The organism is Streptomyces roseoviridis (genome assembly GCF_039535235.1).
GTDB classification, from domain to species: Bacteria; Actinomycetota; Actinomycetes; order Streptomycetales; family Streptomycetaceae; genus Streptomyces; species Streptomyces roseoviridis.
This window is the reverse complement of sequence record NZ_BAAAWU010000001.1, coordinates 1,898,213-1,923,407: the sequence shown is the minus strand read 5'-3', so window position 1 is coordinate 1,923,407 and position 25,195 is coordinate 1,898,213. Positions and strand designations below refer to the sequence as shown.

Here is a 25,195-nt window from a genome sequence, read left to right as displayed (position 1 = left end):
CACCAAGATGTCTGGAGAGTTCGAGGGCAAGTCCCTGGACGCCCTGTACGCGATGATCGCGTCCGCCAAGCCCGAGGAGATCACCAGCACCGGCGAGGCCCTCGCGGCGGCGGTGCCGAAGATCCTCGACATCGCGGCCGACCTGCGCCACTACATCTCCCGCGTCCAGTGGGAGGGCGAGGGCGCCGAGGCGTTCCGCAAGTGGGGCGCCGGCATGGTCTCGGAGACGCTCGTCCTGGGCGACTTCACCAAGGTCGTCTCCGAGGAGATGAAGCGCGCGGGCGCGGCACTGCGGGAGGCGAAGTCCTCCGTGCCGAAGCCGGCGGGCATGTGCTTCGCGGACCCGGAGAAGGAGAAGGCCCGCCAGGAGGCGGAGACGGGCCCGAAGCTTCAGGAAGCGATCGCGGCGATGCGGCGGCTGTCGTCGTACTACACGGCGACGAACAACCGGATTTCGTCGGAGCGGCAGCCGGACTTCAAGCCGATGACCGGTGAGGTCTGGGTCTCTGAGCGCGAGATTGGAACGGGGAGCGGTACCGGCTCCGGCACCCACTCGGGTACGGGTACGGGCTCGACTGAGTCCAGCCACACGTCTCTCCGTCGCGCCGACGAGTCGATCACCAGCAACGGCACCGACCGGCAGATCCGCGACGAGCGCATCACCCTGCCACCGACCGCGCCGACCCGTCCGCCGGAGTCCGAGGTCGACACCAACCTCGACTCGGTGACCATCACGCCGGAGACGCCGACCAAGCCCACGGTGCAGCCTCCGGCCGTGCAGCCGCCGTCGACGAACGGCCCGCAGCCGGTCGTGCTGCCGCCGGTCGCTCCGCCGCTCGGGCCGCAGACCAATCCCCAGATCGGTCCGCAGGGCCGGACGTCCCACCCGGGTCTTCCGGGCCCTGCCGGTCGGAGCAACCCGTTCTCGCCCAGCCCGCTGGGTCCGGGGCCTCGGGCCGAGGGCATCACCGGTGGGCGCCAGGTGCCCGGTCGCCCCGGCATGGGCCAGCCGGTGGGGAGGCCGCCCATGGCCACCGTCATCGGCGAGGAGAGGGCCTCTCAGTACGGTCGCGGTGCGGCCGGTCTGCACGCTCCTGGTGCCATGGGGCCCGGCGCTCCCACTGGTGGGCCGGGCGCTGGTTCCGGTCGTCGTCTGGCGACGCAGCCAGGCGGAACCGTGGGAGGTCCCTCGGCGTCCGGAGTCACGGGACGCTCGGCGTTCACGCCCGGCGGTACGGGCCTCGTCCGTCCGCCCGCCTCGACGGAGCCGGGCCAGGAGGAGCGGCGTTCGTCGCGCCGTCGGCCCGACTACCTGTCCGAGGACGAAGAGACGTGGAACTCGGGCCAGCGCCCGATCGTCCCGCCCGTCATCGACTAGGAGCACTCTCTGATGTCCCCCCTCACCCGGGCCGCTCGCAAACGAGCGGTCGGCCTGCTCGGCGCCATGGCCGCCGTCGTCGCGACCTGGACCGTCGCGGCGCCGGCGGCGCAGGCCGAGGACATGCGGTCGCGCCAGTGGTACCTGGACGCGATGAAGGCCGACGAGATGTGGAAGGTCGCGACGGGCAAGGGCATCACGGTCGCTGTGCTCGATACGGGTGTCGACTCGACTGTGTCGGAACTGCGCGGCAAGGTCCTGCCGGGGCGCAACTTCAACGGGCAGGGCCTGGGACGTGTCGATGAGAAGGACACGAACCGTCACGGCACGAATATGGCTATCGTCATCAGCGGTAGTGGAACGAATGGCGGGATCAAGGGGATCGCTCCCGATGCGCAGATCCTCCCAGTCAAGATCGGGGATTCCACCTCGTTCGGGATTGTGGGGACCGCGACGAAGGGGATCCGCTACGCGGTTGACAACGGCGCCCGAGTGATCAACATCTCCTTCGCCGGACCGGCGGACGAGACAGAGATTCCTCAGTGGCGAGAGGCGGTGGAGTACGCCCAAAGGAAGGGCGCTTTGATCTTTGCAGGCTCCGGCAATGAGGGGCTTGCGATGAAGGTCCATCCTGCCGCTATTCCTGGCGTCGTTGCCGTCGGGGCCCTGGACACCAAAGGCAAGGTTGCCAAGTTCTCCAACTATGGCTCCCACCTCGCCCTCGCCGCCCCCGGAGTCGAAATTCCCTCCCGCTGCATCGACAACAAGAACAAGTACTGCGCCGCGGATGGCACCAGTGGTGCCACCGCCATCGCCTCCGGCACCGCCGCCCTCATCTGGTCCGCTCACCCCGACTGGACCGGCAACCAGGTCCTCCGCGTCATGATGGAGACGGCCGGCCACAACGGCCCCGTCCCCAGCAAGTACATCGGCTACGGATCCGTCCGTCCCGCCCAGGTGCTCCTCGAAGGCAAGGGGAACCCGGGCGATCCCGACGTCAATCCGCTGCTCGCCGCGCAAGGCGGCGGCCAGTCACCGGCGTCCAAGCCTTCTGAGCCTTCCCAGGCTTCACAAACCTCCCCCTCTCCTGAGAACACGGGGGCAAGCGGCAGCGACCAGGTCGAGGACCAGGCCGCAGGGTCCGACGAGGGCGGGTTCCCGCTCTGGGCCATTGTCGCGAGTGCCGTCGCCGTCGTGGCCGTCATCGGCCTCGTCGTCGCGGCGGGCGTACGCAGGAGAGCGTCGACAGACGCATGAACAACGCCATCGACTAGAACGAGGAGCTTCAATGAGCACTCCGGGTGGGTTCGGACTCGCAGACGATCCGATCGTCCAGGCGAAGAACAAGATCATGGAGACCGGTGACGCCGTCACCAAGCAGGCCCGTGAGCTCGCCAACATCCTCGAGACCTGCAGCGCCGGCTGGACCGGTGTGGGTGCGGCGGGCTTCAAGCAGGCCCAGACGCTCCTCAACGAGGACCACGACGTCATCCGTCGCCTGCTGAACGTTCTCCTGAACGCCGTCGGCGAGACGAAGAACCTCAGCAACGCCAACGACGACGAGGTGCGCGCCACCTTCGCCGCCGTCAACAACTCGTCGCTCAACAACATCTGACGTAAAGGGGGAGCACCATGTCTGCCGACAACGCAGGGACCAAGGTCCGGTACGAGAGCGTTCAGGAGATGGCGAACCGCATCCGTACGGTTTCGCAGAACATCGTCAAGGACATCCAGGAGATGGACGCCGCGCTCCGCGTCGTCACGGACACCTGGGACGGTGACGCGCACCGCGAGTACGAGATCCTCCAGGGCAAGTACAAGAAGCGCGCCGAGGACATGAAGAACCGCCTCGAGCAGACGGCGAAGATCGTCGAGCAGGGCAAGGACAGCTACCGCTCCACGGACGTCAAGGCCTCGCGCCTGTTCACCGAGGCGTACTGATCCACCCGGACCCTTCCGGTCCACGAGAAGGGGCCCGCTCCTCCCGGAGCGGGCCCCTTCCGCACGTCCTCCGGCTTCACTGGAGGTCGAACTCGCCGTCCTTCGCGCCGAGGACGAACGCGTCCCACTCGGCCTTCGTGTAGCGCAGCACGGTGTCGTGGTCGAGGGAGGACCGCATGGCGACGGCGCCGCCCGGCAGGTGGGCGATCTCCACGCGCTCCTCGTCGGGGCTCGTCCCCGGAGCGCCCTGCCACTCGACGCCGCTGATGTCGAGCGCGTACAGCTCGTCCTTCTCCTGCTGAGTGCCCATCTGGCTCTCTCCTTCATACGGCGGTGGAACACGCGCACACGCGTCGTTGCAGGTCAATCATGGGTGCCGCGGGGTCCGGCTGTCAGCCGGACCCCGGAATCGGCCCCGCCGGTTCACTCGGCCTGGGCGGCGAAGGTCCGCGCGAGGTCGAGTACCTGCTCCGGCTTCAGCTTGCTCTTGTCGTCCTCGCCGACGGTCAGCAGCAGGGCGACGTCCCCCTTGCCGCCGGAATCGAGCCGTACGGTGACGACGTTCCCGCCCTTGGTCGGCACGGCCTCGCCGGGCTTCGCCTTGTCGGCCTTCTGGTGGTAGGCCGTCACCTCGTCGACACTCATGCCGGAGGCGCTCTGCGTGGTGGGCAGCAGGAGGTTGACCACGCTTCCCGCTTCCGTGCCCGCGGTGTGGATAACCAGACTCTCGTCACCCACGTGGTACGAGCAGGTGACCCACGCACCGGGCTTGCCGGCGAAGGGCGACTGCGGATCCGTCTTCTTCCCGCCCTCGGCGGTCGCCACGGGGTCGTCGGCCCCCGCGTCCGCCGCACCCGGCTGGATCTTCTCGCCGACCTTCGCCGCCTCGGCCGCCTTCTCGACGTCGTACGGCAGCGGGCAGTTCTCCGCCCCGTCCTTGCCGACCTCTTCCGAGAGCGTGACCAGCCTGTCCACACTCAAGGGCCCACCGGCGCCCGCCCCGCCGCCTCCGCAGGCGACGAGGGTGGACAGAACGGCGGTGCCCGCCACAACGGCGATCTTGTGCTTCACGTGGTTCACGATCCGGCTCTCTCAGTTCGGACTACGGGGTCCTTCTTCAGCGGATCCCCCTTGCAGCCCAAGGCCTCCGTGACCTCCCGAGCCAGGAGATAGGCGAAGGAGACCTGCTGCTTCTTCGTCTCCTCACTGACCTTGGTGCCCATCAGCACAGTGTTCGTGAGGTCGGCTCGGAGATAGACCTGGCTCGACGGCTTGGCCTCGGCCGCGGGAAGGACGCAGCTCACGCGGAGCGCCGACGTGATGTCGTTCGCCTCGGCCTCCACTCCGTTGACGTCGTAACGGCTGGACGGAGCAGGAAGCCGCCGACCGGTGTCGTCCTTCGGGAGCCAGAAGAACTCGAGCCGGGCGCTGCTGCTGCCCGTCCCGTCCTTCGGCTTGAAGCGGCATGCGTCCGCCGTGGACGTGGGCTTCCCGGGGACCTGCTCGCGGAGATCCTCCCGCAGCCGCTCCACAAGATCAGGAGTCGTCTCGAAGTACGTCGTCTCCACCTGGTCCGTGCCGAGCAGCCCGTGCAGCAGCTTCGCCTCGGCGGAACCGGCGGCCACCTCGCACGGCTGGTCGACGGGAGCCGCGGACTCGTCGCTGGTTCCGCACGCGGTCACCACCAGGGCCGTCGCGGCGAGCACGGCGGCCCAGGCCCGCAGGTTATTCACCTTGTCGCAGGTGCGTGGTGGCGGCGTTCCGTCCGGCGTCATAGCCGTCATTGGCACTGTTCTTGGCCTCCTTCCAAGCCCCGTCTCCCTGGATGCCATTCTTCTCTCCCCAGGCGTCGAACAGGCGGTTGGTGCCTTCCATGCCCGTCGCGTAGTTGTTGCTGGCGTCCTTCTTGCCCTGGTCCTCGGCCGCCTCGACGACATCCTTGGTCCAGTCGTACTTGATGGTGTCGACGATGGCGCCGGCGGCAGACCCCGCGAAGGGAATCTCGCCGACGACGCTGTTGACGCCGTTCGCCGCGTACTCGGCCGTGTCCTCCGCCCATTCGACCTTGTCGTCCATCTTGTCCCGGTAGACGTCGGCGCCGATGCCGTTGAGCGCGCCCATCGCCGCACCGACGTCCCGGCCACGGTCGTTCCACTCCGCGCTCGAAGCGTGCGTCTTGTCGCCCTCGAACGAGGGGACGGTGGCCAGCTGATGGGCCGAGTACGCGCGCTCCGACTCGTACAGCAGGGCGAAGCCCTCGCTGTCGTCGGCGACGCCTCGCATGACACGGACCAGGCTGCCCTGTCCCACGGCGATGCTTGACGTGTCCCCCGGGCCCTGGCGGATGGTGATGTCCTCGTTGCCCTTGATTCCGCCGTAGGCCGACTCCTGGCCGCCCAGGATGACGTGGGTGTCGGCCACGTAGTCCGCCAGCGCGTGGGCCATCGGCTTCTGCAGGTTCTTCAGGTCCTCGGGGAACTCGTCGCCGCCCATTTCGGAGTCCAGGTACTTGATGGCGTGGTGCATCACGCGCGCCTGGCCGTCGCTGTGGAGGCCCACCGGCCCCGGCTTCTCGCCCGGCTCGTGACCCGTCGCCGCCGCCTGGATCGCCGCCCCCAGGCCCGCGGCCTTGTTCGGGTTGTCCATGTCCATGGGGGGCCCGACGGCCGTCGCCATCCAGGGGTCGACCCATTTCCGGTCCGTGAGCAGGTACTTCAGGTGGTCGTTCTCGTTGCCCGGGGCCTTGGGGTCGAGGAAGTACTCCGCGTCGGACGGGTCCTTGCTCATGATCTTGAGCAGGCCGTCCAGGGGGTCGTGCATCAGGTTGGGACGCTGGCCGTCGAAGGCGTGCGCCCAGATGTTCTCCTTGTCCTTCTCGACCTTGATCATGTCGGTGCCGATCTCGTTGAGGAACTCCTTGCCGTAGTCGGCGTTCCCCTGCGACATCAGCGTGACCAGGTGCTGGTACCCGTGCGACGGCCTCAGGTTGCCCGTGAGGTTGTCGTCGCCGAGTTCCTTCAGCCCGTTCACGAACGGCCGGTACGCGTAGCCGTTCGGGTCCTTCGTGCCGGAGGCGATCGTGTCCGCCAGGCCCGTCTGGATCGCCTCGTAGAGCTTCTTCTGGTCGGCGGGGATGCCCCGCTCGTTCGCCGCCAGGTTCATCGTGTCGGCGATCTTCAGCGCGTCCTTCGGCCCGAGGGCGTGCAGGTACGCCTCGCTGAAGTGCTTGTCGCCCGAGTTCTTCGCCAGGATGTCCCGGTAGTGCGCCAGCTCCTCCTTCGACGCCTTGCCCTCGCGGACCTTCTCCGACAGGGCGAGCGCCTCGACGGCCTCGACGTCGTTGACCGGCTTGGAGTTGAAGCCCAGGGGAGCCGTGCCGTCGGCGCCGGAGGCGTTGAGGAGGGCGACCTTGACGTCGGCGTCGAAGTCGGTGACCGCCTTCACCGCGTCGTTGATCTTGCGCGTGTACGACATCTCCACTTCCCGCAGGTCCGGGTCGTGGCGGATGGCGTACGCCTCCTTGTCGCTGACCTTGCTGAAGTCGTAGCTCGCGTTGCCGGACTCGGAGACCTTCATGCCGGCCGCTATCGCCTCGTCGACCGCCGACTTCACCCGGCCCTTGAGCTCGGTGAAGGTGCCGTGCGCGTCACGCAGCAGCGACTCCATGGCGAGCGCTTCCTTCTGGGCGGCGTCGAGCTCGTTGCGCGTGATCTGGAAGTTCTGCGCGCTGAACTGCTGGGCCTGGCCGGTCCACAGCGGGTTCTTGGTGGCGACGCTCTGGACCTCCCTCTCGTAGAGGTCCTCGACCTTCTTCAGCTTCTCCGCCATGCTCTTCCAGCCATCGGCGGCCGTGTTCAGCTTGCCGAGGTCGGTCTGCATGATCTCCTGGTACGTCGGCATCGCGATTCCCCCTAGATTCCCGAGACCTTGGACTGCGTCGGGGCGAAGCTGTACCCCGTCGTCAGGTCGTTGTTCTGGAACAGCGTCGAGGTGTTCCGCAGCGAGCTCTTCTCCGACTCCAGGCGCGCGTTCAGACGCTTCACCTGGCTGTCCCAGTGCTCGTGGGCCTTCTTCAGGCCGCTCGCCGTGTCCCAGCCCTTGAATTCGGCGACCGCGCCGTTGGTGCCCTCGTCGGCCGCGTCCGCGGCCGTCTTCAGGTCCGGCTGGATCTGGGTCTCGATGGTGTTGGCCGCGGCCTTCTTCTTCGCCGGCGACGTCGCCAGGTCCGGCTGCCCGCCCCCGCCCCCGCCTCCGCCTGGGTCGGCCGGCAGCTGATTGAGCTGCATGCTCGTCGATTGACGCTCCATGACGGCGCTCTTCTGCTGTGCCCACTCGTCGTCGAACGACACGGTTTCCCCCTTGGCTGGCCTTGGGCTGGGTTACGGCGATGTTTGCATTTCTGAAGTGCTCACGTCCAACGACGTGTACGGACCGGTTCCGCCATGATCACGGCGGAACCGGCCCCGTACGTCACGAGCCCTACCTTTCCGGCATACGACCCGTCTGCACCAGCGACGCGGCCCCGCGCCGCGACACGAAGTACCCGCGGCCCGGCGGCATCGGCCGCGGCCGCGCGGTGCCGAGCAGGTCACCCTCCGACGGGTCACCCGAGAGGACCACGCCCTGCGCGCCCAGCTCCTTGATGCGCTGCATGAACGCCTCGTACATCGAGCGCGAGGCGCCCGCGCTGTTGCGGGCGATGATGAAGCGCACGCCGGTGTCGCGGGCGAACGGCAGGTACTCCGCCAGCGGCGCGAGCGGGTTGCCGGCGCTCGTCGCCACCAGGTCGTAGTCGTCGACGATGATGAAGACCTGCGGACCCGACCACCAGCTGCGGTCCCGCAGCTGCTGCGGCGTCACGTCCTGCGGCGGCTGGCGGCGCGCGAAGACGCCCGAGAGCGCCTCCATGTGCATCTGCATGGAGCTCGCCATCGGCGCGTACTCCAGCAGGTGCTCCTCCGGCAGGCTGCCGAGCAGCGCGCGGCGGTAGTCGCCCACGACGAGCTTCGCCTCGTCGGGGGAGTAGCGCTCGCCGATCTGCTTGGCGATCAGGCGCAGCAGGTTCGTCTTGCCGGACTCGCTCTCGCCGAAGATGAGGAAGAACGGGTCGGTCTCGAAGTTGACGAAGACCGGCTCCAGCCGCGTCTCGTCGATGCCGATCGCGATGCCGTGCTGCGGGAACTCGAAGCCCTTCGGCAGCCGGTCCGCCGACAGCTTGTGCGGCAGCAGCCGCACCGGCGGCGTCGCCGGCCCGTGCCAGGCGGCGCGCACCGCCTCGACGAAGGCCGCCGTGCCCGCCGCGAGGTCGCTCGCCGAGCTCGACCCGTCGATCCTCGGCAGCGCCCCCATGAAGTGCAGCTTCTCCGGCACCTGGCCGCGACCGGGCACGCCGGTCGGAACGTTCGCGGCGACCTTGCGGTCGAACTCGGAGTCCATGACGTCACCGAGCCGCAGCTCCAGACGCCCGAGCATCTGGTCCTTGAGCGCCGCCCGCACCTCCATGTAGCGGGCGGCGGTGATCACGACGTGGATGCCGTAGCCGAGGCCGCGCGCCGCGAGGTCGGCGACCAGCGGCTCCAGACCCTCGTACTCGTTGCGGAAGCCGCCCCAGCCGTCGATGACCAGGAACACGTCGCCCCACGCCTCGTTCGGCAGCTCGCCCGCCGCGCGCTTGCGCCGGTAGGTGGCGATGGAGTCGATGTTCTGCGAACGGAAGAACTCCTCGCGCCGGTTGAGCACGCCGAGCACCTCGGCGACCGTCCGCCGTACCCGCTCCGGGTCGAGCCGGGACGCCACCCCGCCGACGTGCGGCAGGTCGGCGAGCGAGGACATGCCGCCGCCACCGAAGTCCAGGCAGTAGAACTGCACCTCGGCCGGGGTGTGGGTGAGCGCGAACGACGAGATCAGCGTCCGCATCAGGGTCGACTTGCCCGACTGCGGACCGCCGACCACCATCATGTGGCCGGCCGCGCCGGAGAAGTCCCGGTACAGCACCTCACGCCGCTGCTCGAACGGCTTGTCGATCAGGCCGAGCGGGACCGTCAGGCCGCCCGGACGGGTGTACTCCGTCGCCGTGAGCCCCCGGTCCGCGGTCTGCGCGAGACCCGGAAGGAGCTGGTCGAGCGACGGCGCCTGGTCGAGCGGCGGCAGCCACACCTGGTGGGCGGGGACGCCCTGCCCCTCCAGACGGCGCACGATCACGTCCAGGACGGTGTCCGCGAGCGCGTCGTCCTCCTCCGCCCGCTGCGCCGTCAGGTACGCCGGGTCCGGAGCCGCGTACACCACCGGCACCGGCGAGGCCGTGAACAGCGCGGGCCGCCGCTCGATCGGCAGCTGCCCGACCTCCAGGCGCGGACCGCCCGTGCGGTACGTGCCCGAGACGTACGCCGCCTTGAAGCGCGTCATCTCGTCCGTACCGAACTTCAGATAACCCGAACCCGGCACCGACGGCAGGTGGTAGGCGTCCGGCACGCCGATCGCCGTGCGCGACTCGGCCGCCGAGAACGTCCGCAGACCGATCCGGTACGACAGGTAGGTGTCCAGGCCGCGCAGCTTGCCCTCCTCCAGGCGCTGCGAGGCGAGCAGCAGGTGCACACCCAGCGAGCGGCCGATGCGGCCGATCTGGATGAACATGTCGATGAAGTCCGGCTTCGCCGTGAGCAGCTCGCTGAACTCGTCGATGACGAGCACCAGCGAGGCCAGCGGCTCCAGCGGGGCGCCCGCCGCCCGCGCCTTCTCGTAGTCGTGGATGTTGGCGTAGTTGCCCGCCGAACGCAGCAGCTCCTGACGCCGCTGCAGCTCGCCGCGGATCGCGTCGCCCATGCGGTCGACCAGCGTCAGGTCGTCCGCCAGGTTGGTGATGACGGCCGCCACGTGCGGCATCTGCGACATGCCGGCGAAGGTCGCGCCACCCTTGAAGTCCGCGAGGACGAAGTTCAGCGTCTCCGAGGAGTGCGTCACCGCGAGACCGAGCACCAGGGTGCGCAGCAGCTCCGACTTGCCGGAACCCGTCGCGCCCACGCACAGACCGTGCGGGCCCATGCCCTCCTGCGCGGCCTCCTTCAGGTCGAGCATGACCGGCTGGCCGTCCTCACCGACACCGATCGGCACCCGCAGCCGCTCCGCGACCGACCGCGGCCGCCAGGTCCGCGCCACGTCCACCGACGCCGCGTCGCCCAGGTTCAGCAGGTCCGTGAAGTCCAGGTTGGCCAGCAGCGGCTCGTCGTCGTCCCCGCCGCCCATCCGCAGCGGCGCCAGCTGACGGGCCAGCGCCTCCGCGGCCGGCAGCGACATGACGTCCGGCACGCCCTCGTACGCGAAACCGCCGCCCGCCTCCAGGCGCAGTCGCCCGGGCCGCACGACCACGGACAGACCGCCCCGCGGCTCGTCCAGCTCGCCGGAGACCACCTCGACGATGGTGACGCCCTGCAGCCCCTCGGCCGCCGCGAACAGCGAGTCCGGCGGCACCATCCCGCCGTCCAGGATCACCACCACGTGCGGCTGGTCGAGCACCGGCTGGTTCTCCCGGCTGAACCGCGGCCGGCCGTCCAGCTTCGAGCGGATCAGCTGCTCCAGCTCGCCCAGGTCGTCCCCGAACAGCCGCTTCGTGCCCGCGCCGTCGACCGTGCCCGGCACCTGCGTGTGGGGCAGCCACTTGGTCCAGTCCCAGCGCTCCTGCGCGCCCCGCGCCGCCACCACGGCCAGCATCAGGTCCTCGGGGGAGTGCAGGGTCACCAGCTGCGCCACCAGACCGCGCGCCGCGGACTGCGCCGCCTCCGGGTCACCGGAGACCGTCACGTGGTAGAAGGCCCGCAGCGACACCGCCATCGGCAGTCCGTCCAAGGTGCCGTGCACCGCGAGGAACTGCTGCATCGCGCCCGCGCACAGCGGCTCCAGCTCGTCGACCGGCGCCGTCTCCGGCGCCACCAGCGGCGTCGCCAACTGCTGGGCGCCCAGTCCGATCCGGGCCTGCGCGAAGTCGGCGTCGCCGACCCGGCGCTCCCAGACGCGCGACCCCTCGGCGACCACGGACCACAACTGCTCGGGCGCCGGGTGCAGATACAGCTGCGCGTCCCGCTGCCGGCGCGCGGTCCGCCGCACCGTACGCCGCGTCTGGGCGAGGTATTTGAGGTAGTCCCGCCGGACATCCGCCATTTGCCCCTGCGACCCGCGGCGGAACCTCACGAACTGGGCGATCGCCATGCCGATGGTCGACGCCAGCATCAGCGTGCCCATGATCCGCATGATCGGCGACGGCGTCATGAAGAAGAACACCACGGACGAACCCATGCCGAGCATCGGCAGGAGCTGCATCAACGCCGACTCCTGCTGTCCCCGCGGCAGTTCCGGCGGAGACTCCAGGACCAGTTCCTCGCTGGGTACTTCCGGAGGAAGGGACCTCGGCGGGCGTTTGACGACGATCTGGCTCACCGGCGCATCAATCCCTCGTTACGGGCGGGCTCGTGGAGGGAACTTCCGCACCGGCGCCCCCGTCGGCTGTGTGCAATGCGGACCCCCGAGACGACCAGGATCCTACTTGCAGCCACTGACACCGGTGCCCGGTAGGGTGGCCCGGCATCGTGCGCAACCGCGAATCAGGGGGTCCAGACACGTGAGTACGACCGCAGCGACCGGTTTCTGCCGCGTCACCGTCGTGGCGCCGGACAGCCGCATCGACGTCGCACTCCCCGAGGACATCGCCGTCGCCGACGTCTACCCGGAGATCCTCCGGCTCACCGGCCAGACCCAGCCGGCCGGCGCCCCCACCGGCTACCACCTGGTCCGGCGCGACGGCTCGGTCCTCGACGGCGCCCGCAGCCTCGCCGCCCAGCAGGTCCTCGACGGCGAGGTGCTCTCGCTGCGCCCCTTCGCGCAGTCCCTGCCGCCCGCCGTCTACGACGACGTCTCCGACGCCGTCGCCTCCGCCGTCACCCGCGACCGGCACCTGTGGAGCGACGAGCTGCTGCGCGGCGCCGGACTCGTCGGCGGCGTCCTGCTCCTGGTCCTCATGGGCTTCGTGCTCTGGTTCGCCGACCCGGTCCGCCACGACATGCACAGCCTGCCCGGCATCATCGCCGGCGCGGCCGGACTGCTGCTGACCGCCTTCGCCGGCGTCCGCGCCCGCGTCTACGGCGACCGGGCCACCGCCGTCGCCCTCGGCCTCGGCGCGCTGCCGCTGCTGCTGATCGCCGGCTCCGGCATCGTCGCCCCGGACGCGGGCCAGGGCCCCGGCCGGCTGCAGTTCCTGCTCGGCTGCGTCACCGTCCTCGTCGCCGCCGTCGCGCTCGTCGCGCTCACCCCGAGCGGTGACGCCCCCTTCGTCGCCGCGACCTTCCTGGCCGCCGTCGGCACCCTCGCCACCTTCGTCGCCGTCCTCACCGAGGCGTCGGCCACCCAGACCGCGTCCGTGTGCGTGCCCGTCGCCATCGGACTGGTCGCCTTCCTGCCCGGCCTGTCGGCCCGCTTCGCCCGGCTCCCCATCGGCTACGCCTCGCCGCGCAGCGCCACCGACGAGGAGTTCCTCGGCGACCCGCACCAGCCGGCCCAGGAGCAGGCCCAGCCGGTCGACGGCGAGCGGATCGCCCTCCAGGCCCGCCGCGGCCACGAAATGCTGCTCGGCCTGGTCGGCGGCTGCGCGGCCGTCGTCGTCGGCGCCTGTGCCGTCCTCGGCTTCGCCGGGAACGTGTGGGGCCAGCTCCTCGCCCTGGCGGCCGGCCTCGCGATGCTGCTGCGCGCCCGGCTGTTCCGCTACACCGCCCAGGTCACCTGCGTCCTGGTGGCCGGCCTCGCCGCCATCGCCCTGCTGGTCCTCGGCCTCTCCCTGAACCCGCCGGTCGACCTGGTCAAGGACCTGCTCCTGTACGGCGACCGCGGCGGCCTGGACATCCGTACGATCTGGCTGTCGGCGGCCGTCGCCGCCGGCGCCGCCCTGGTCACCGCCATCGGCCTGATCATCCCGCGCAAGGGCCTCTCCCCCTTCTGGGGCCGGCTGCTCGACCTCACCGAGGGTTTCGTCCTGCTCTCCCTGGTGCCGCTGTGCCTCGCCGTCCTGGACGTCTTCATGCGGGCCCGCTCGCTCACCGGCTGAGCCGCCGGCCGGTGACCGGCGCTCCCGTCGGGGGCGTGGCCGCGAGCTGGTACGCTGGGTGACGGCCGTTTGTGTACGCGCTTCCGGAAAAGCCACGGGTCTCCCGTGAGGATCGGGGAGCAGCGCTCATCGGACCTTCGCTCCCGAGTCACGGAAGTTTCCCCTGAGACCAAGACCAGGGGCACTCGTGGGCGCACGAACCAAGAGGAGATCCGCGTGGCTCTCGACGCCGCCGTCAAGAAGCAGATCATGGCCGAGTTCGGCACCAAGGAGGGCGACACCGGCTCCCCCGAGGTCCAGGTCGCGATGCTGTCCCGCCGCATCTCGGACCTGACCGAGCACCTCAAGACCCACAAGCACGACCACCACTCCCGTCGTGGTCTGCTGATCCTGGTCGGCCAGCGCCGCCGCCTGCTGCAGTACCTGGCCAAGAAGGACATCCAGCGCTTCCGTACGCTGGTCGACCGCCTCGGCATCCGCCGCGGTGCGGCCGGCGGCGCCAAGTAAGACGCTCGGAGGGAGCGGTTCCCACTTTCAGGGGGCCGCTCCCTTTGCTGTACGTGCGCGATGTACCCACCGGCACTTAGTCTGGTCACACAACGCCACACCAACGCGCGAGAAGCAGCCGGCACGCCGCCGGTCCTCGGTAGTGGCCCCCGGGCATCGTCCCCGGGTGCTTCGATCGAAGACCGGCCTGCCACGACAGCGCTCCTCCCGCACCGTCCCGGGCCATACGGGCCCGGGACGCAAAGACGCAAACGTAGGAGAAACCGCTAGTGGAGAACGAGACCCACTACGCCGAGGCCGTCATCGACAACGGCACCTTCGGCACCCGCACCATCCGCTTCGAGACCGGCCGCCTCGCCAAGCAGGCCGCCGGCTCCGCCGTCGCCTACCTCGACGACGACACCATGGTCCTCTCGGCCACCACCGCCTCGAAGAAGCCCAAGGACCAGCTCGACTTCTTCCCCCTGACGGTCGACGTCGAGGAGCGGATGTACGCGGCCGGCAAGATCCCCGGCTCCTTCTTCCGCCGGGAGGGCCGCCCCTCCGAGGACGCGATCCTCACCTGCCGCCTGATCGACCGCCCGCTGCGCCCCTCCTTCAAGAAGGGCCTGCGCAACGAGATCCAGATCGTCGAGACGATCATGGCGCTCAACCCCGATCACCTCTACGACGTGATCGCGATCAACGCCGCCTCCTGCTCCACGCAGCTGGCCGGCCTGCCCTTCTCCGGCCCGATCGGCGGCACCCGTGTCGCCCTGATCAAGGGCCAGTGGGTCGCGTTCCCGACGCACACCGAGCTCGAGGACGCCGTCTTCGACATGGTCGTCGCCGGTCGCGTCCTGGAGGACGGCGACGTCGCGATCATGATGGTCGAGGCCGAGGCCACCGAGAAGACCATCGAGCTCGTCAAGGGCGGCGCCGAGGCGCCGACCGAGGAGGTCGTGGCCGCCGGTCTCGAGGCCGCGAAGCCCTTCATCAAGGTCCTGTGCAAGGCGCAGTCGGACCTCGCCGCCAAGGCCGCCAAGCCCACCGGCGAGTTCCCGGTCTTCCTCGACTACCAGGACGACGTCCTGGAGGCGCTCACCGCCGCCGTCAAGAGCGAGCTCGCCCAGGCGCTCACCATCGCCGGCAAGCAGGAGCGCGAGGCCGAGCTCGACCGCATCAAGGAGCTCGCCGCCGAGAAGCTCCTCCCGGCCTTCGAGGGCCGCGAGAAGGAGATCTCGGGCGCCTACCGCGCGCTGACCAAGAAGCTGGTCCGCGAGCGGATCATCAAGGACAAGGTCCGCATCGACGGCCGCGGCATCACGGACATCCGTACGCTCGCCGCCGAGGTCGAGGCCATCCCGCGCGTGCACGGCTCGGCGCTGTTCGAGCGTGGCGAGACCCAGATCCTGGGCGTCACCACCCTCAACATGCTCCGCATGGAGCAGCAGCTGGACACCCTCTCCCCGGTGACCCGCAAGCGCTACATGCACAACTACAACTTCCCGCCCTACTCCGTCGGCGAGACCGGCCGCGTGGGCTCGCCCAAGCGCCGCGAGATCGGCCACGGCGCGCTCGCCGAGCGCGCCATCGTGCCGGTCCTCCCGACCCGCGAGGAGTTCCCCTACGCGATCCGCCAGGTGTCCGAGGCCCTCGGCTCCAACGGCTCGACGTCCATGGGCTCGGTCTGCGCCTCCACCATGTCGCTGCTGAACGCCGGTGTGCCGCTCAAGGCCCCCGTCGCCGGCATCGCCATGGGCCTGATCTCCGAGGAGATCGACGGCCAGACGCACTACGTCGCCCTCACCGACATCCTCGGTGCGGAGGACGCCTTCGGCGACATGGACTTCAAGGTCGCCGGTACGAAGGAGTTCGTCACCGCCCTCCAGCTCGACACCAAGCTGGACGGCATCCCGGCCTCCGTCCTGGCCGCGGCCCTCAAGCAGGCCCGCGACGCCCGCCTCCACATCCTCGACGTGATGATGGAAGCGATCGACACGCCGGACGAGATGTCCCCCAACGCCCCGCGGATCATCACCGTCAAGATCCCCGTGGACAAGATCGGCGAGGTCATCGGCCCCAAGGGCAAGATGATCAACCAGATCCAGGAGGACACCGGCGCCGAGATCACGATCGAGGACGACGGCACCATCTACATCGGTGCCCAGGTCGGCTCGCAGGCCGAGGCCGCCCGCGCCACGATCAACGGCATCGCCAACCCGACCATGCCGGAGGTCGGCGAGCGCTACCTGGGCACGGTCGTCAAGACCACCACCTTCGGTGCGTTCGTCTCCCTGCTCCCGGGCAAGGACGGTCTGCTGCACATCTCGCAGATCCGCAAGCTCGCCGGTGGCAAGCGCGTGGAGAACGTCGAGGACGTGCTCGCGGTCGGCTCCAAGGTCCAGGTCGAGATCGCCGAGATCGACCAGCGCGGCAAGCTCTCCCTCATCCCCGTGATCGAGGGCGAGGACGAGGCGAAGGACGACACCGACCAGTGACGTCCCGCAGTTCCGCGACGACGGCCCGCCCCTCCTCCGAGGGGCGGGCCGTCGCCCGTACCCAAACGCTTCTCCCGGGCAAGGACGGCATCGGCACGGTCCGGCGCACCACCCTCCCCGGCGGCCTCCGCATCGTCACCGAGACCCTGCCCTCGGTGCGCTCCGCCACCTTCGGCATCTGGGCGCACGTCGGCTCCCGGGACGAGACCCCGGCGCTCAACGGCGCCACCCACTACCTGGAGCACCTCCTCTTCAAGGGCACCCGCAAGCGGTCCGCCCTCGACATCTCCGCCGCCGTCGACGCGGTCGGCGGCGAGATGAACGCCTTCACGGCGAAGGAGTACACCTGCTACTACGCCCGGGTCCTTGACACCGACCTGCCGCTGGCGATCGACGTCGTCTGCGACATGCTCACCGACTCGCTCATTCTCGAAGAGGACATCGACGTCGAGCGCGGGGCGATCCTCGAAGAGATCGCGATGACCGAGGACGATCCGGGCGACGTGGTCCACGACCTGTTCGCCCGGACCATGTTCGGCGACACCCCGCTGGGCCGCCCGGTGCTCGGCACGGTGGAGACGGTCACCGCCCTCGACCGCGCCCGGATCGCCCGCTTCTACAAGAAGCACTACGACCCGACCCATCTGGTCGTCGCCGCCGCCGGCAACGTCGACCACGCCACGGTGGTGCGCCAGGTCCGCCGCGCCTTCGAGAAGGCCGGCGCCCTCACCCGTACCGACGCCGTCCCGGTCGCCCCGCGCGGCGGACGGCGCACCATCCGTACGGCGGGCAGGGTCGAGGTGCTCGGCCGCAAGACCGAGCAGGCCCACCTGGTCCTCGGCATGCCGGGGCTGGCCCGCACCGACGAGCGCCGCTGGGCGCTGGGCGTGCTGAACACCGCCCTCGGCGGCGGCATGTCCTCCCGCCTCTTCCAGGAGGTCCGGGAGAAGCGCGGCCTGGCCTACAGCGTCTACTCGTACACCTCCGGATTCGCCGACTGCGGCCTGTTCGGCGTGTACGCGGGCTGCCGGCCCGGCCAGATCCACGACGTGCTGAAGATCTGCCGGGACGAGCTCGACAAGGTCGCGGCCGACGGACTGACCGACGAGGAGATCACCCGCGCCATCGGGCAGCTCTCCGGCTCCACCGTCCTCGGCCTGGAGGACACCGGCGCGCTGATGAACCGCATCGGCAAGAGCGAGCTGTGCTGGGGCGACCAGATGTCGGTCGACGACATGCTGGCCCGGATCGCCGCGGTCACCCCGGACGACGTGCGCGAGGTGGCCCGCGATGTACTGGAGCAGCGGCCCTCGCTGTCGGTGATCGGCCCGCTGAAGGACAAGCAGGCGGACCGCCTCCACCGAGCGGTCTCCTGACCCACCCGTCCCTTAAGGAAGAGCAATGAGCAAGCTGCGCGTGGCGGTCCTCGGAGCCCAGGGCCGTATCGGCTCCGAGGCGGTCAAGGCGGTCGAGGCCGCCGAGGACATGGAACTGGTCGCGGCCCTCGGCCGCGGCGACAAGCTGGAGTCGCTGGTCGAGGCGGACGCCCAGGTCGCCGTCGAGCTGACCACCCCCGCCTCGGTCATGGGGAACCTCGACTTCTGCGTGCGCCACGGCATCCACGCGGTCGTCGGGACCACCGGCTGGACCGACGAGCGCCTCGCGCAGCTGAGGGGCTGGCTCGACCAGTCTCCGCAGACCGGCGTCCTGATCGCCCCGAACTTCTCCATCGGGGCGGTCCTCACCATGAAGTTCGCGCAGATCGCGGCCCCGTACTTCGAGTCGGTCGAGGTCGTCGAGCTGCACCACCCGAACAAGGTGGACGCCCCCTCCGGCACCGCCACCCGCACCGCCCAGCTGATCGCCGAGGCCCGGTCGAAGGCAGGCTGCGCCCCGCAGCCCGACGCCACGACCACCGCCCTGGACGGCGCGCGCGGCGCGGACGTGGACGGCGTGCCGGTGCACGCGGTACGCCTCCGGGGCCTGCTGGCCCACCAGGAGGTGCTGCTCGGCGGCGAGGGCGAGACCCTCACGGTCCGCCACGACTCGCTGCACCACTCCAGCTTCATGCCGGGCATCCTCCTGGGCGCCCGCCGCGTGACGACCGCCCCGGGCCTCACCTTCGGCCTGGAGCACTTCCTGGACCTGGGCTGACGGTCATGGGCGGAAAGATCACGTACGTCTTCCTCAGCACCGTCCTCGTCCTGGTCTTCGCGGTGGTGGGGATGGAGGGCGTCCTGCTCCTGCTGACGGGCGAGCCGGCGGCGATGGGCATGGGCGCGGTGGCGTTCCTGCTGCCGCTGGTCGGCGGCTGGTTCCTGTGGAAGAACACCCGCTTCGCGCGCCGGGCGAACCGCCTGGCCGCGGAGCTGGAGGCCGAGGGCGGGCTGCCGGTCGACGAACTGAAGCGCACGGCGGGCGGCCGGATCGACCGGGACTCGGCCGACGAGGTGTTCGCCCGGCGCAAGGCGGAGACGGAGGACGCGCCGGACGACTGGCGCTGCTGGTTCCGGCTCGCGGTGGCGTACCACGACGCCCGTGACACGCCGCGCGCCCGCAAGGCGATGCAGCGGGCGATCGCCCTCCACGAGGGCCGTACGGCCGGCGTCTAGCGGACCTCGGCGCCCGCGTACTCGGCGCTCTCGGTGTATTCGGCGTTCCAGGCCTCGATGGAGTCCGCGGCACGGTCGAAGGCCTCGACGCGGGCGAGGAAGTCGGCGTTGTGATCGGTGAGCAGGGGAGCCTGCTCACCGTTCTGCCGTACGAGGACGAGGGCCTGGCCCTGCACGGTGCGGGGGAGTCCCAGCCAGCGCACCGGCTGCTGCGCGGTGCGCACGGCGGAGACCTGACCCCAGGGGACGGTCCTCGTCGAGAAGAAGGCGACGTGCCGCAGCCCGGCGCGGCTCACCCACACCCCCATGCGCAGCAGGCGCAGGGCGGCGCAGATGACGACCGCGGCCAGGCCGAAGGTGAACAGGGCCCCGCCTGCCGCCCCCGCGACGGCGATGATCACGGCCGCGAGCAGCACGAACGAGGCGAGCAGCAGCGCCACGGCGGCGATGCCCACGCGCCACGGACCGGGCCGGTACGGCCGGCGCCACTGGTCGTGGTCGTCGAACGGCAGCGCGACGTCGTCGGTCGTGTCGAATGCACGGTCAGCCGTCAGGAAGGGCAGGGGCACGACGGGTCCTCACTCACAAGCACGTTCGGGGGCTGTGCCCGGGAGGCTACCTCAGCGGCCCTGGGAAGCCTCGGACCGCTGCTGGTGCCCGCTCGCGTCGCCGGGCTGCAGGGACGGCATCCCGAAGACGAGGGAGCCGACGAGCCCCGCGACGAGGGTCAGTCCGAGAAGGGTGCGGCCGAGGATCTGGGATGCGGTGGGCCGCTGGCGGGGCGGCGGTGTGACGTTACTGCGGAAGCGGTCGGACTCCGCGACGAACGCGAACGGGACGGCCTCTCGCCGGGACGGCATCAGGGTCACTCTCCTTCGGACCAGTGGGTGCGGGTGTGTGTCGTGCGATCACAGGTACAGACGATCGAACCCCTGGTTTGGTGCCGTTTTTCATCAAAGCGGCCGAATCTCCGACGGGTGTGGCACCGGAGCGGACATAAGTACGAACTTCGCGGGCGAAGTGTCCGTATTGCGACGTTTCGTGAAGTTCATCTAGGCTGATCAAACGGACCCGGCACTGCTTGAACCCCCGAGCAGGCAGTGCCGGGCTCCGCATATCCCGTCCCCCGAGGGGGGACCCGGCGCTGAGCAGCGAGTAGCGTGTTACCCATGGCTCCGATCTCCACTCCGCAGACCCCCTTCGGGAGGGTCCTCACCGCCATGGTCACGCCCTTCACGGCGGACGGCGCACTCGACCTCGACGGTGCCCAGCGACTCGCCACCCACCTGGTGGACGCCGGCAACGACGGCCTCGTCGTCAACGGCACCACCGGCGAGTCGCCCACCACCACCGACGCGGAGAAATCGCAGCTCGTACGGGCCGTACTGGAGGCGGTCGGCGACCGCGCCCACGTCGTCGCCGGCATCGGAACCAACGACACCCACCACACCCTGGAGCTCGCCCGCGCCGCCGAGCGCGACGGCGCACACGGCCTGCTCGCCGTCACGCCGTACTACAACAAGCCCCCGCAGGAGGGCCTGTACCGGCACTTCTCGGCCATCGCCGACGCCACCGAGCTCCCGGTGATGCTCTACGACATCCCCGGCCGCAGCGGCGTCCCCATCGACACCGAGACGATCGTCCGGCTCGCCGAGCACCCCCGGATCGTCGCCAACAAGGACGCCAAGGGCGACCTCGGCCGCGCCAGCTGGGCCATCGCCCGCTCCGGCCTCGCCTGGTACTCCGGCGACGACATGCTCAACCTGCCGCTGCTCTCCGTGGGCGCCTGCGGCTTCGTCTCCGTCGTCGGCCACGTCGTCACCCCCGAGCTGCGCGCCCTGCTCGAGGCCCATCTGGCCGGCGACGTCCAGAAGGCCACGGAGGTCCACCAGCGGCTGCTGCCCGTCTTCACCGGCATGTTCCGCACCCAGGGCGTCATCACCACCAAGGCCGCCCTCGCCCTCCAGGGCCTGCCGGCCGGCCCCCTGCGCCTGCCGCTCGTGGAGCTCTCCGAGCAGGAGACCGCCCAGCTCAAGGTCGATCTGGCCGCCGGCGGGGTACAGCTCTGACAACGGACTTCACAACCGAAGACGCGTAACTGAACAGAACAACCGAACAGACGTAACTCAAAACAACAGCAAGTGCACGATTGTCATGCGCGCCACGTGCCGAGCCGGTACGTGGCGCGTGTGGTGAGGAGAGACTTTTGAGCCATCCGCATCCCGAACTCGGCGCCCCGCCGAAGCTGCCCAAGGGCGGCCTCCGCGTCACCCCCCTCGGCGGGCTGGGTGAGATCGGCCGGAACATGACGGTCTTCGAATTCGACGGCCGTCTGCTGATCGTCGACTGCGGCGTCCTCTTCCCCGAGGAGGAGCAGCCCGGCATCGATCTGATCCTGCCCGACTTCACCACCCTCCAGGACCGCCTCGACGACATCGAGGGCATCGTCCTGACCCACGGCCACGAGGACCACATCGGTGGTGTGCCGTACCTGCTCCGCATGAAGCAGGACATCCCGCTCATCGGCTCCAAGCTGACCCTGGCCCTCATCGAGGCCAAGCTCCAGGAGCACCGCATCCGCCCCTACACCCTTGAGGTGGCCGAGGGGCAGCGCGAGCGGTTCGGCCCCTTCGACTGCGAGTTCATCGCCGTCAACCACTCCATCCCCGACGCGCTGGCCGTCGCCATCCGCACTCCCGCGGGCATGGTCGTCCACACCGGCGACTTCAAGATGGACCAGCTCCCGCTGGACAACCGCCTCACCGACCTGCACGCCTTCGCGCGCCTGAGCGAGGAGGGCATCGACCTCCTCCTCACGGACTCGACGAACGCCGAGGTCCCGGGCTTCACCCCGCACGAGCGCGACATCTCCAACGTCCTGCGGAACGTCTTCGCCAACGCGCAGAAGCGCATCATCGTGGCCAGCTTCGCCAGCCACGTGCACCGCATCCAGCAGATCCTGGACGCCGCCCACGAGTACGGCCGCCGGGTCGCCTTCGTCGGCCGCTCCATGGTCCGCAACATGGGCATCGCCCGCGACCTCGGCTACCTGCGGGTCCCCGCCGGCCTGGTCGTCGACGTCAAGACCCTCGACGACCTCCCGGACGACGAGATCGTGCTGGTCTGTACGGGCTCCCAGGGCGAGCCGATGGCCGCCCTGTCCCGGATGGCCAACCGCGACCACCAGATCCGGATCGTCCCCGGCGACACCGTGATCCTGGCGTCCTCGCTCATCCCGGGCAACGAGAACGCGGTCTACCGCGTGATCAACGGCCTGACCCGCTGGGGCGCCAACGTCGTCCACAAGGGCAACGCCAAGGTCCACGTCTCGGGCCACGCCTCGGCCGGCGAGCTGCTGTACTTCTACAACATCTGCAAGCCGAAGAACCTCATGCCGGTCCACGGCGAATGGCGCCACCTGCGCGCCAACGCCGAGCTCGGCGCGATGACCGGCATCCCGAAGGACCACATCGTCATCGCCGAGGACGGCGTCGTCGTCGACCTGGTCGACGGCCGCGCCCGCATCACCGGCAAGGTCCAGGCCGGCTACGTGTACGTCGACGGCCTCTCGGTCGGCGACGTCACCGAGACCTCCCTCAAGGACCGCCGCATCCTCGGCGAGGAGGGCATCATCTCGGTCTACGTCGTCGTCGACTCGACGACCGGCAAGATCGTCGGTGGGCCCCACGTCCACGCCCGCGGCTCCGGCATCGAGGACTCCGCCTTCGACGCGGTGCTCCCCAAGATCGACCAGGCCCTGAACAAGTCCGCCCAGGACGGCGTGGTCGAGGCGCACCAGCTCCAGCAGCTGATCCGCCGCACGGTCGGCAAGTGGGTCTCCGACACCTACCGCCGCCGCCCGATGATCCTCCCGGTGGTCGTGGAGGTCTGACGGCCGGCCCGTCGACGGGCTCGACCAGGAGCGGGGCGCCTCGATTTGCATCGGGGCGCCCCGCTCCAGTACGTTTACGGCTCCGCCAGAACGGGAAGCCCCGGGCGCCGCCGTGCGCCAGGAGAGTGAACCGGGAGGCGGGAAATCCGACTCAGAAGTTCTGATAAAGTCGGAGCCGCCGGAAAGGCCCGAAACGACGAAAGTCGAATAGGACCCGGAAAGCACCGAGGAAATCGGATCGGAAAGATCTGATAGAGTCGGAAACGAAGGAAGCGCCCGGAGAAAAGCCCGTGAGGGTGAGTACAAAGGAAGCGTCCGCACCTTGAGAACTCAACAGCGTGCCAAAAATCAACGCCAGATTAGTTGATACCCCGTCCATCTTCGGATGGTCGAGGTTCCTTTGAAAAAGTCCACCCCACGGGGTGGCACACAGCGAGGACGCTGTGAACGGTACGGACTATTCCTCCGGACCGTTCCGCTCAACGCGAGTGTAGAACCGGATTACCGGTAAACATTCACGGAGAGTTTGATCCTGGCTCAGGACGAACGCTGGCGGCGTGCTTAACACATGCAAGTCGAACGATGAAGCCCTTCGGGGTGGATTAGTGGCGAACGGGTGAGTAACACGTGGGCAATCTGCCCTTCACTCTGGGACAAGCCCTGGAAACGGGGTCTAATACCGGATACGAGTCGCGGAGGCATCTCCGAGACTGGAAAGCTCCGGCGGTGAAGGATGAGCCCGCGGCCTATCAGCTTGTTGGTGAGGTAACGGCTCACCAAGGCGACGACGGGTAGCCGGCCTGAGAGGGCGACCGGCCACACTGGGACTGAGACACGGCCCAGACTCCTACGGGAGGCAGCAGTGGGGAATATTGCACAATGGGCGAAAGCCTGATGCAGCGACGCCGCGTGAGGGATGACGGCCTTCGGGTTGTAAACCTCTTTCAGCAGGGAAGAAGCGAAAGTGACGGTACCTGCAGAAGAAGCGCCGGCTAACTACGTGCCAGCAGCCGCGGTAATACGTAGGGCGCAAGCGTTGTCCGGAATTATTGGGCGTAAAGAGCTCGTAGGCGGCTTGTCACGTCGGGTGTGAAAGCCCGGGGCTTAACCCCGGGTCTGCATCCGATACGGGCAGGCTAGAGTGTGGTAGGGGAGATCGGAATTCCTGGTGTAGCGGTGAAATGCGCAGATATCAGGAGGAACACCGGTGGCGAAGGCGGATCTCTGGGCCATTACTGACGCTGAGGAGCGAAAGCGTGGGGAGCGAACAGGATTAGATACCCTGGTAGTCCACGCCGTAAACGTTGGGAACTAGGTGTTGGCGACATTCCACGTCGTCGGTGCCGCAGCTAACGCATTAAGTTCCCCGCCTGGGGAGTACGGCCGCAAGGCTAAAACTCAAAGGAATTGACGGGGGCCCGCACAAGCAGCGGAGCATGTGGCTTAATTCGACGCAACGCGAAGAACCTTACCAAGGCTTGACATATACCGGAAAGCATTAGAGATAGTGCCCCCCTTGTGGTCGGTATACAGGTGGTGCATGGCTGTCGTCAGCTCGTGTCGTGAGATGTTGGGTTAAGTCCCGCAACGAGCGCAACCCTTGTCCTGTGTTGCCAGCATGCCCTTCGGGGTGATGGGGACTCACAGGAGACCGCCGGGGTCAACTCGGAGGAAGGTGGGGACGACGTCAAGTCATCATGCCCCTTATGTCTTGGGCTGCACACGTGCTACAATGGCCGGTACAAAGAGCTGCGATGCCGCGAGGCGGAGCGAATCTCAAAAAGCCGGTCTCAGTTCGGATTGGGGTCTGCAACTCGACCCCATGAAGTCGGAGTTGCTAGTAATCGCAGATCAGCATTGCTGCGGTGAATACGTTCCCGGGCCTTGTACACACCGCCCGTCACGTCACGAAAGTCGGTAACACCCGAAGCCGGTGGCCCAACCCCTTGTGGGAGGGAGCTGTCGAAGGTGGGACTGGCGATTGGGACGAAGTCGTAACAAGGTAGCCGTACCGGAAGGTGCGGCTGGATCACCTCCTTTCTAAGGAGCACAGTACCGATTGCAGGCAAACGTTCTGCACGGTCAGCTCATGGGTGGAACGTTGATTAGTTGGCACGATCGTGAGAGTCCGTCACCAGTACTGCTTCGGCGTGGAACGTGATGAGGTCTTGAAGGATCGTGCTTGGCACGTTGTTGGGTATCTGAGGGTACGGCCGAAAGGTCTTGCCTTCGCGATGCCGGCCCCAGTAAAGCTTTGCTTCGGCAGGGTGTGATGGGTGGCTGGTCGTTGCTTGAGAA

Annotated in this window: 20 protein-coding genes and 1 rRNA gene; 13 read left to right on the top strand and 8 right to left on the bottom strand. The window is 68.9% G+C overall.

What is annotated here, in order from left to right; translation table 11 throughout:
- The first annotated feature begins 7 nt into the window (after positions 1-7).
- The 4 genes from ABD954_RS08580 to ABD954_RS08565 are packed head-to-tail and all read left to right on the top strand — an operon-like array spanning position 8 to position 3,319.
- Complete coding sequence (locus ABD954_RS08580) at positions 8-1,378, top strand: WXG100 family type VII secretion target (protein WP_345485224.1); 1,371 nt, start codon at positions 8-10, stop codon at positions 1,376-1,378.
- A gap of 12 nt (positions 1,379-1,390) precedes the next feature.
- Complete coding sequence (locus ABD954_RS08575; protein ID WP_345485221.1) at positions 1,391-2,635, top strand: S8 family peptidase; 1,245 nt, start codon at positions 1,391-1,393, stop codon at positions 2,633-2,635.
- 31 nt (positions 2,636-2,666) lie between these two features.
- Entirely contained in the window at positions 2,667-2,993 is a 327-nt protein-coding gene (locus ABD954_RS08570) for a hypothetical protein (protein WP_345485219.1), read from the top strand.
- 17 nt (positions 2,994-3,010) lie between these two features.
- Positions 3,011-3,319 carry a WXG100 family type VII secretion target gene (locus tag ABD954_RS08565; RefSeq protein WP_345485218.1) on the top strand — a complete coding sequence of 103 codons (309 nt, stop codon included), beginning with the start codon at positions 3,011-3,013 and terminating at the stop codon, positions 3,317-3,319.
- A 76-nt stretch (positions 3,320-3,395) separates the two neighbouring features.
- Here ABD954_RS08565 and ABD954_RS08560 read toward each other — a convergent pair whose 3' ends face one another.
- From ABD954_RS08560 to eccCa, 6 genes are all read right to left on the bottom strand, one after another.
- A complete protein-coding gene (locus ABD954_RS08560; protein WP_345485215.1) occupies positions 3,396-3,629 on the bottom strand; it encodes a DUF397 domain-containing protein in 234 nt (77 codons plus the stop codon).
- Between the two features lie 113 nt (positions 3,630-3,742).
- Complete coding sequence (locus ABD954_RS08555; RefSeq protein WP_345485214.1) at positions 3,743-4,399, bottom strand: hypothetical protein; 657 nt, start codon at positions 4,397-4,399, stop codon at positions 3,743-3,745.
- Positions 4,396-5,052, bottom strand: a complete 657-nt coding sequence (locus ABD954_RS08550) for a hypothetical protein (protein WP_345485212.1) — start codon at positions 5,050-5,052, stop codon at positions 4,396-4,398. Before ABD954_RS08550 ends, ABD954_RS08555 begins: the two co-directional genes overlap by 4 nt.
- Entirely contained in the window at positions 5,045-7,219 is a 2,175-nt protein-coding gene (locus ABD954_RS08545; protein WP_345485211.1) for a hypothetical protein, read from the bottom strand. Before ABD954_RS08545 ends, ABD954_RS08550 begins: the two co-directional genes overlap by 8 nt.
- An 11-nt stretch (positions 7,220-7,230) precedes the next feature.
- A complete protein-coding gene (locus ABD954_RS08540; RefSeq protein WP_345485210.1) occupies positions 7,231-7,668 on the bottom strand; it encodes a hypothetical protein in 438 nt (145 codons plus the stop codon).
- A 130-nt stretch (positions 7,669-7,798) separates the two neighbouring features.
- The gene (eccCa, locus tag ABD954_RS08535) at positions 7,799-11,749 is read right to left on the bottom strand and encodes a type VII secretion protein EccCa (protein WP_345485209.1); all 3,951 of its coding nucleotides are present in this window, start codon (positions 11,747-11,749) and stop codon (positions 7,799-7,801) included.
- A 181-nt stretch (positions 11,750-11,930) separates the two neighbouring features.
- On the opposite strand from eccCa, the gene eccD reads away from it, so the two are divergent.
- The 6 genes from eccD (at position 11,931) to ABD954_RS08505 (ending at position 19,005) form a co-directional block, all read left to right on the top strand.
- Positions 11,931-13,406 (top strand): type VII secretion integral membrane protein EccD, encoded by a 1,476-nt coding sequence (eccD, locus tag ABD954_RS08530; RefSeq protein ID WP_345485208.1) that lies wholly within the window; start codon positions 11,931-11,933, stop codon positions 13,404-13,406.
- A gap of 216 nt (positions 13,407-13,622) precedes the next feature.
- Positions 13,623-13,913 carry a 30S ribosomal protein S15 gene (gene rpsO, locus ABD954_RS08525; RefSeq protein WP_128976159.1) on the top strand — a complete coding sequence of 97 codons (291 nt, stop codon included), beginning with the start codon at positions 13,623-13,625 and terminating at the stop codon, positions 13,911-13,913.
- A 269-nt stretch (positions 13,914-14,182) separates the two neighbouring features.
- Positions 14,183-16,393 carry a polyribonucleotide nucleotidyltransferase gene (locus ABD954_RS08520; protein WP_345485207.1) on the top strand — a complete coding sequence of 737 codons (2,211 nt, stop codon included), beginning with the start codon at positions 14,183-14,185 and terminating at the stop codon, positions 16,391-16,393.
- Positions 16,390-17,769 carry a M16 family metallopeptidase gene (locus tag ABD954_RS08515; protein ID WP_345485206.1) on the top strand — a complete coding sequence of 460 codons (1,380 nt, stop codon included), beginning with the start codon at positions 16,390-16,392 and terminating at the stop codon, positions 17,767-17,769. The genes ABD954_RS08520 and ABD954_RS08515 overlap by 4 nt, the downstream gene beginning before the upstream one ends.
- A 25-nt stretch (positions 17,770-17,794) precedes the next feature.
- On the top strand, positions 17,795-18,547 hold the full coding sequence (dapB, locus tag ABD954_RS08510) for a 4-hydroxy-tetrahydrodipicolinate reductase (protein ID WP_345485205.1): 753 nt from the start codon (positions 17,795-17,797) through the stop codon (positions 18,545-18,547).
- A 5-nt stretch (positions 18,548-18,552) separates the two neighbouring features.
- A complete protein-coding gene (locus ABD954_RS08505) occupies positions 18,553-19,005 on the top strand; it encodes a hypothetical protein (RefSeq protein ID WP_345485204.1) in 453 nt (150 codons plus the stop codon).
- On the opposite strand, the gene ABD954_RS08500 is transcribed toward ABD954_RS08505, so the two are convergent.
- Positions 19,002-19,574, bottom strand: coding sequence for a hypothetical protein (locus tag ABD954_RS08500; protein ID WP_345485203.1), 573 nt, complete (start codon positions 19,572-19,574; stop codon positions 19,002-19,004). The genes ABD954_RS08505 and ABD954_RS08500 overlap by 4 nt on opposite strands.
- 51 nt (positions 19,575-19,625) lie before the next feature.
- Positions 19,626-19,865 carry a hypothetical protein gene (locus tag ABD954_RS08495; protein ID WP_345485202.1) on the bottom strand — a complete coding sequence of 80 codons (240 nt, stop codon included), beginning with the start codon at positions 19,863-19,865 and terminating at the stop codon, positions 19,626-19,628.
- A gap of 309 nt (positions 19,866-20,174) precedes the next feature.
- Between ABD954_RS08495 and dapA the strand changes: the two genes are divergently transcribed.
- The 3 genes from dapA (at position 20,175) to ABD954_RS08480 (ending at position 24,937) form a co-directional block, all read left to right on the top strand.
- Complete coding sequence (gene dapA / locus ABD954_RS08490; RefSeq protein ID WP_345485201.1) at positions 20,175-21,074, top strand: 4-hydroxy-tetrahydrodipicolinate synthase; 900 nt, start codon at positions 20,175-20,177, stop codon at positions 21,072-21,074.
- A 137-nt stretch (positions 21,075-21,211) separates the two neighbouring features.
- Complete coding sequence (locus ABD954_RS08485) at positions 21,212-22,897, top strand: ribonuclease J (protein ID WP_345485200.1); 1,686 nt, start codon at positions 21,212-21,214, stop codon at positions 22,895-22,897.
- Between the two features lie 514 nt (positions 22,898-23,411).
- Positions 23,412-24,937 (top strand): 16S ribosomal RNA (locus ABD954_RS08480).
- Positions 24,938-25,195 lie beyond the last annotated feature (258 nt).

What these genes read in the sequence shown, in the direction of transcription:
- ABD954_RS08580 (WP_345485224.1), top strand. Translation starts at nt 8, where the DNA reads ATGTCTGGAGAGTTCGAGGGCAAGTCCCTGGACGCCCTGTACGCGATG.
- ABD954_RS08575 (WP_345485221.1), top strand. Translation starts at nt 1,391, where the DNA reads ATGTCCCCCCTCACCCGGGCCGCTCGCAAACGAGCGGTCGGCCTGCTC.
- ABD954_RS08570 (WP_345485219.1), top strand. Translation starts at nt 2,667, where the DNA reads ATGAGCACTCCGGGTGGGTTCGGACTCGCAGACGATCCGATCGTCCAG.
- ABD954_RS08565 (WP_345485218.1), top strand. Translation starts at nt 3,011, where the DNA reads ATGTCTGCCGACAACGCAGGGACCAAGGTCCGGTACGAGAGCGTTCAG.
- ABD954_RS08560 (WP_345485215.1), bottom strand. Translation starts at nt 3,629, where the DNA reads ATGGGCACTCAGCAGGAGAAGGACGAGCTGTACGCGCTCGACATCAGC.
- ABD954_RS08545 (WP_345485211.1), bottom strand. Translation starts at nt 7,219, where the DNA reads ATGCCGACGTACCAGGAGATCATGCAGACCGACCTCGGCAAGCTGAAC.
- dapB (WP_345485205.1), top strand. Translation starts at nt 17,795, where the DNA reads ATGAGCAAGCTGCGCGTGGCGGTCCTCGGAGCCCAGGGCCGTATCGGC.
- ABD954_RS08505 (WP_345485204.1), top strand. Translation starts at nt 18,553, where the DNA reads ATGGGCGGAAAGATCACGTACGTCTTCCTCAGCACCGTCCTCGTCCTG.
- ABD954_RS08495 (WP_345485202.1), bottom strand. Translation starts at nt 19,865, where the DNA reads ATGCCGTCCCGGCGAGAGGCCGTCCCGTTCGCGTTCGTCGCGGAGTCC.
- dapA (WP_345485201.1), top strand. Translation starts at nt 20,175, where the DNA reads ATGGCTCCGATCTCCACTCCGCAGACCCCCTTCGGGAGGGTCCTCACC.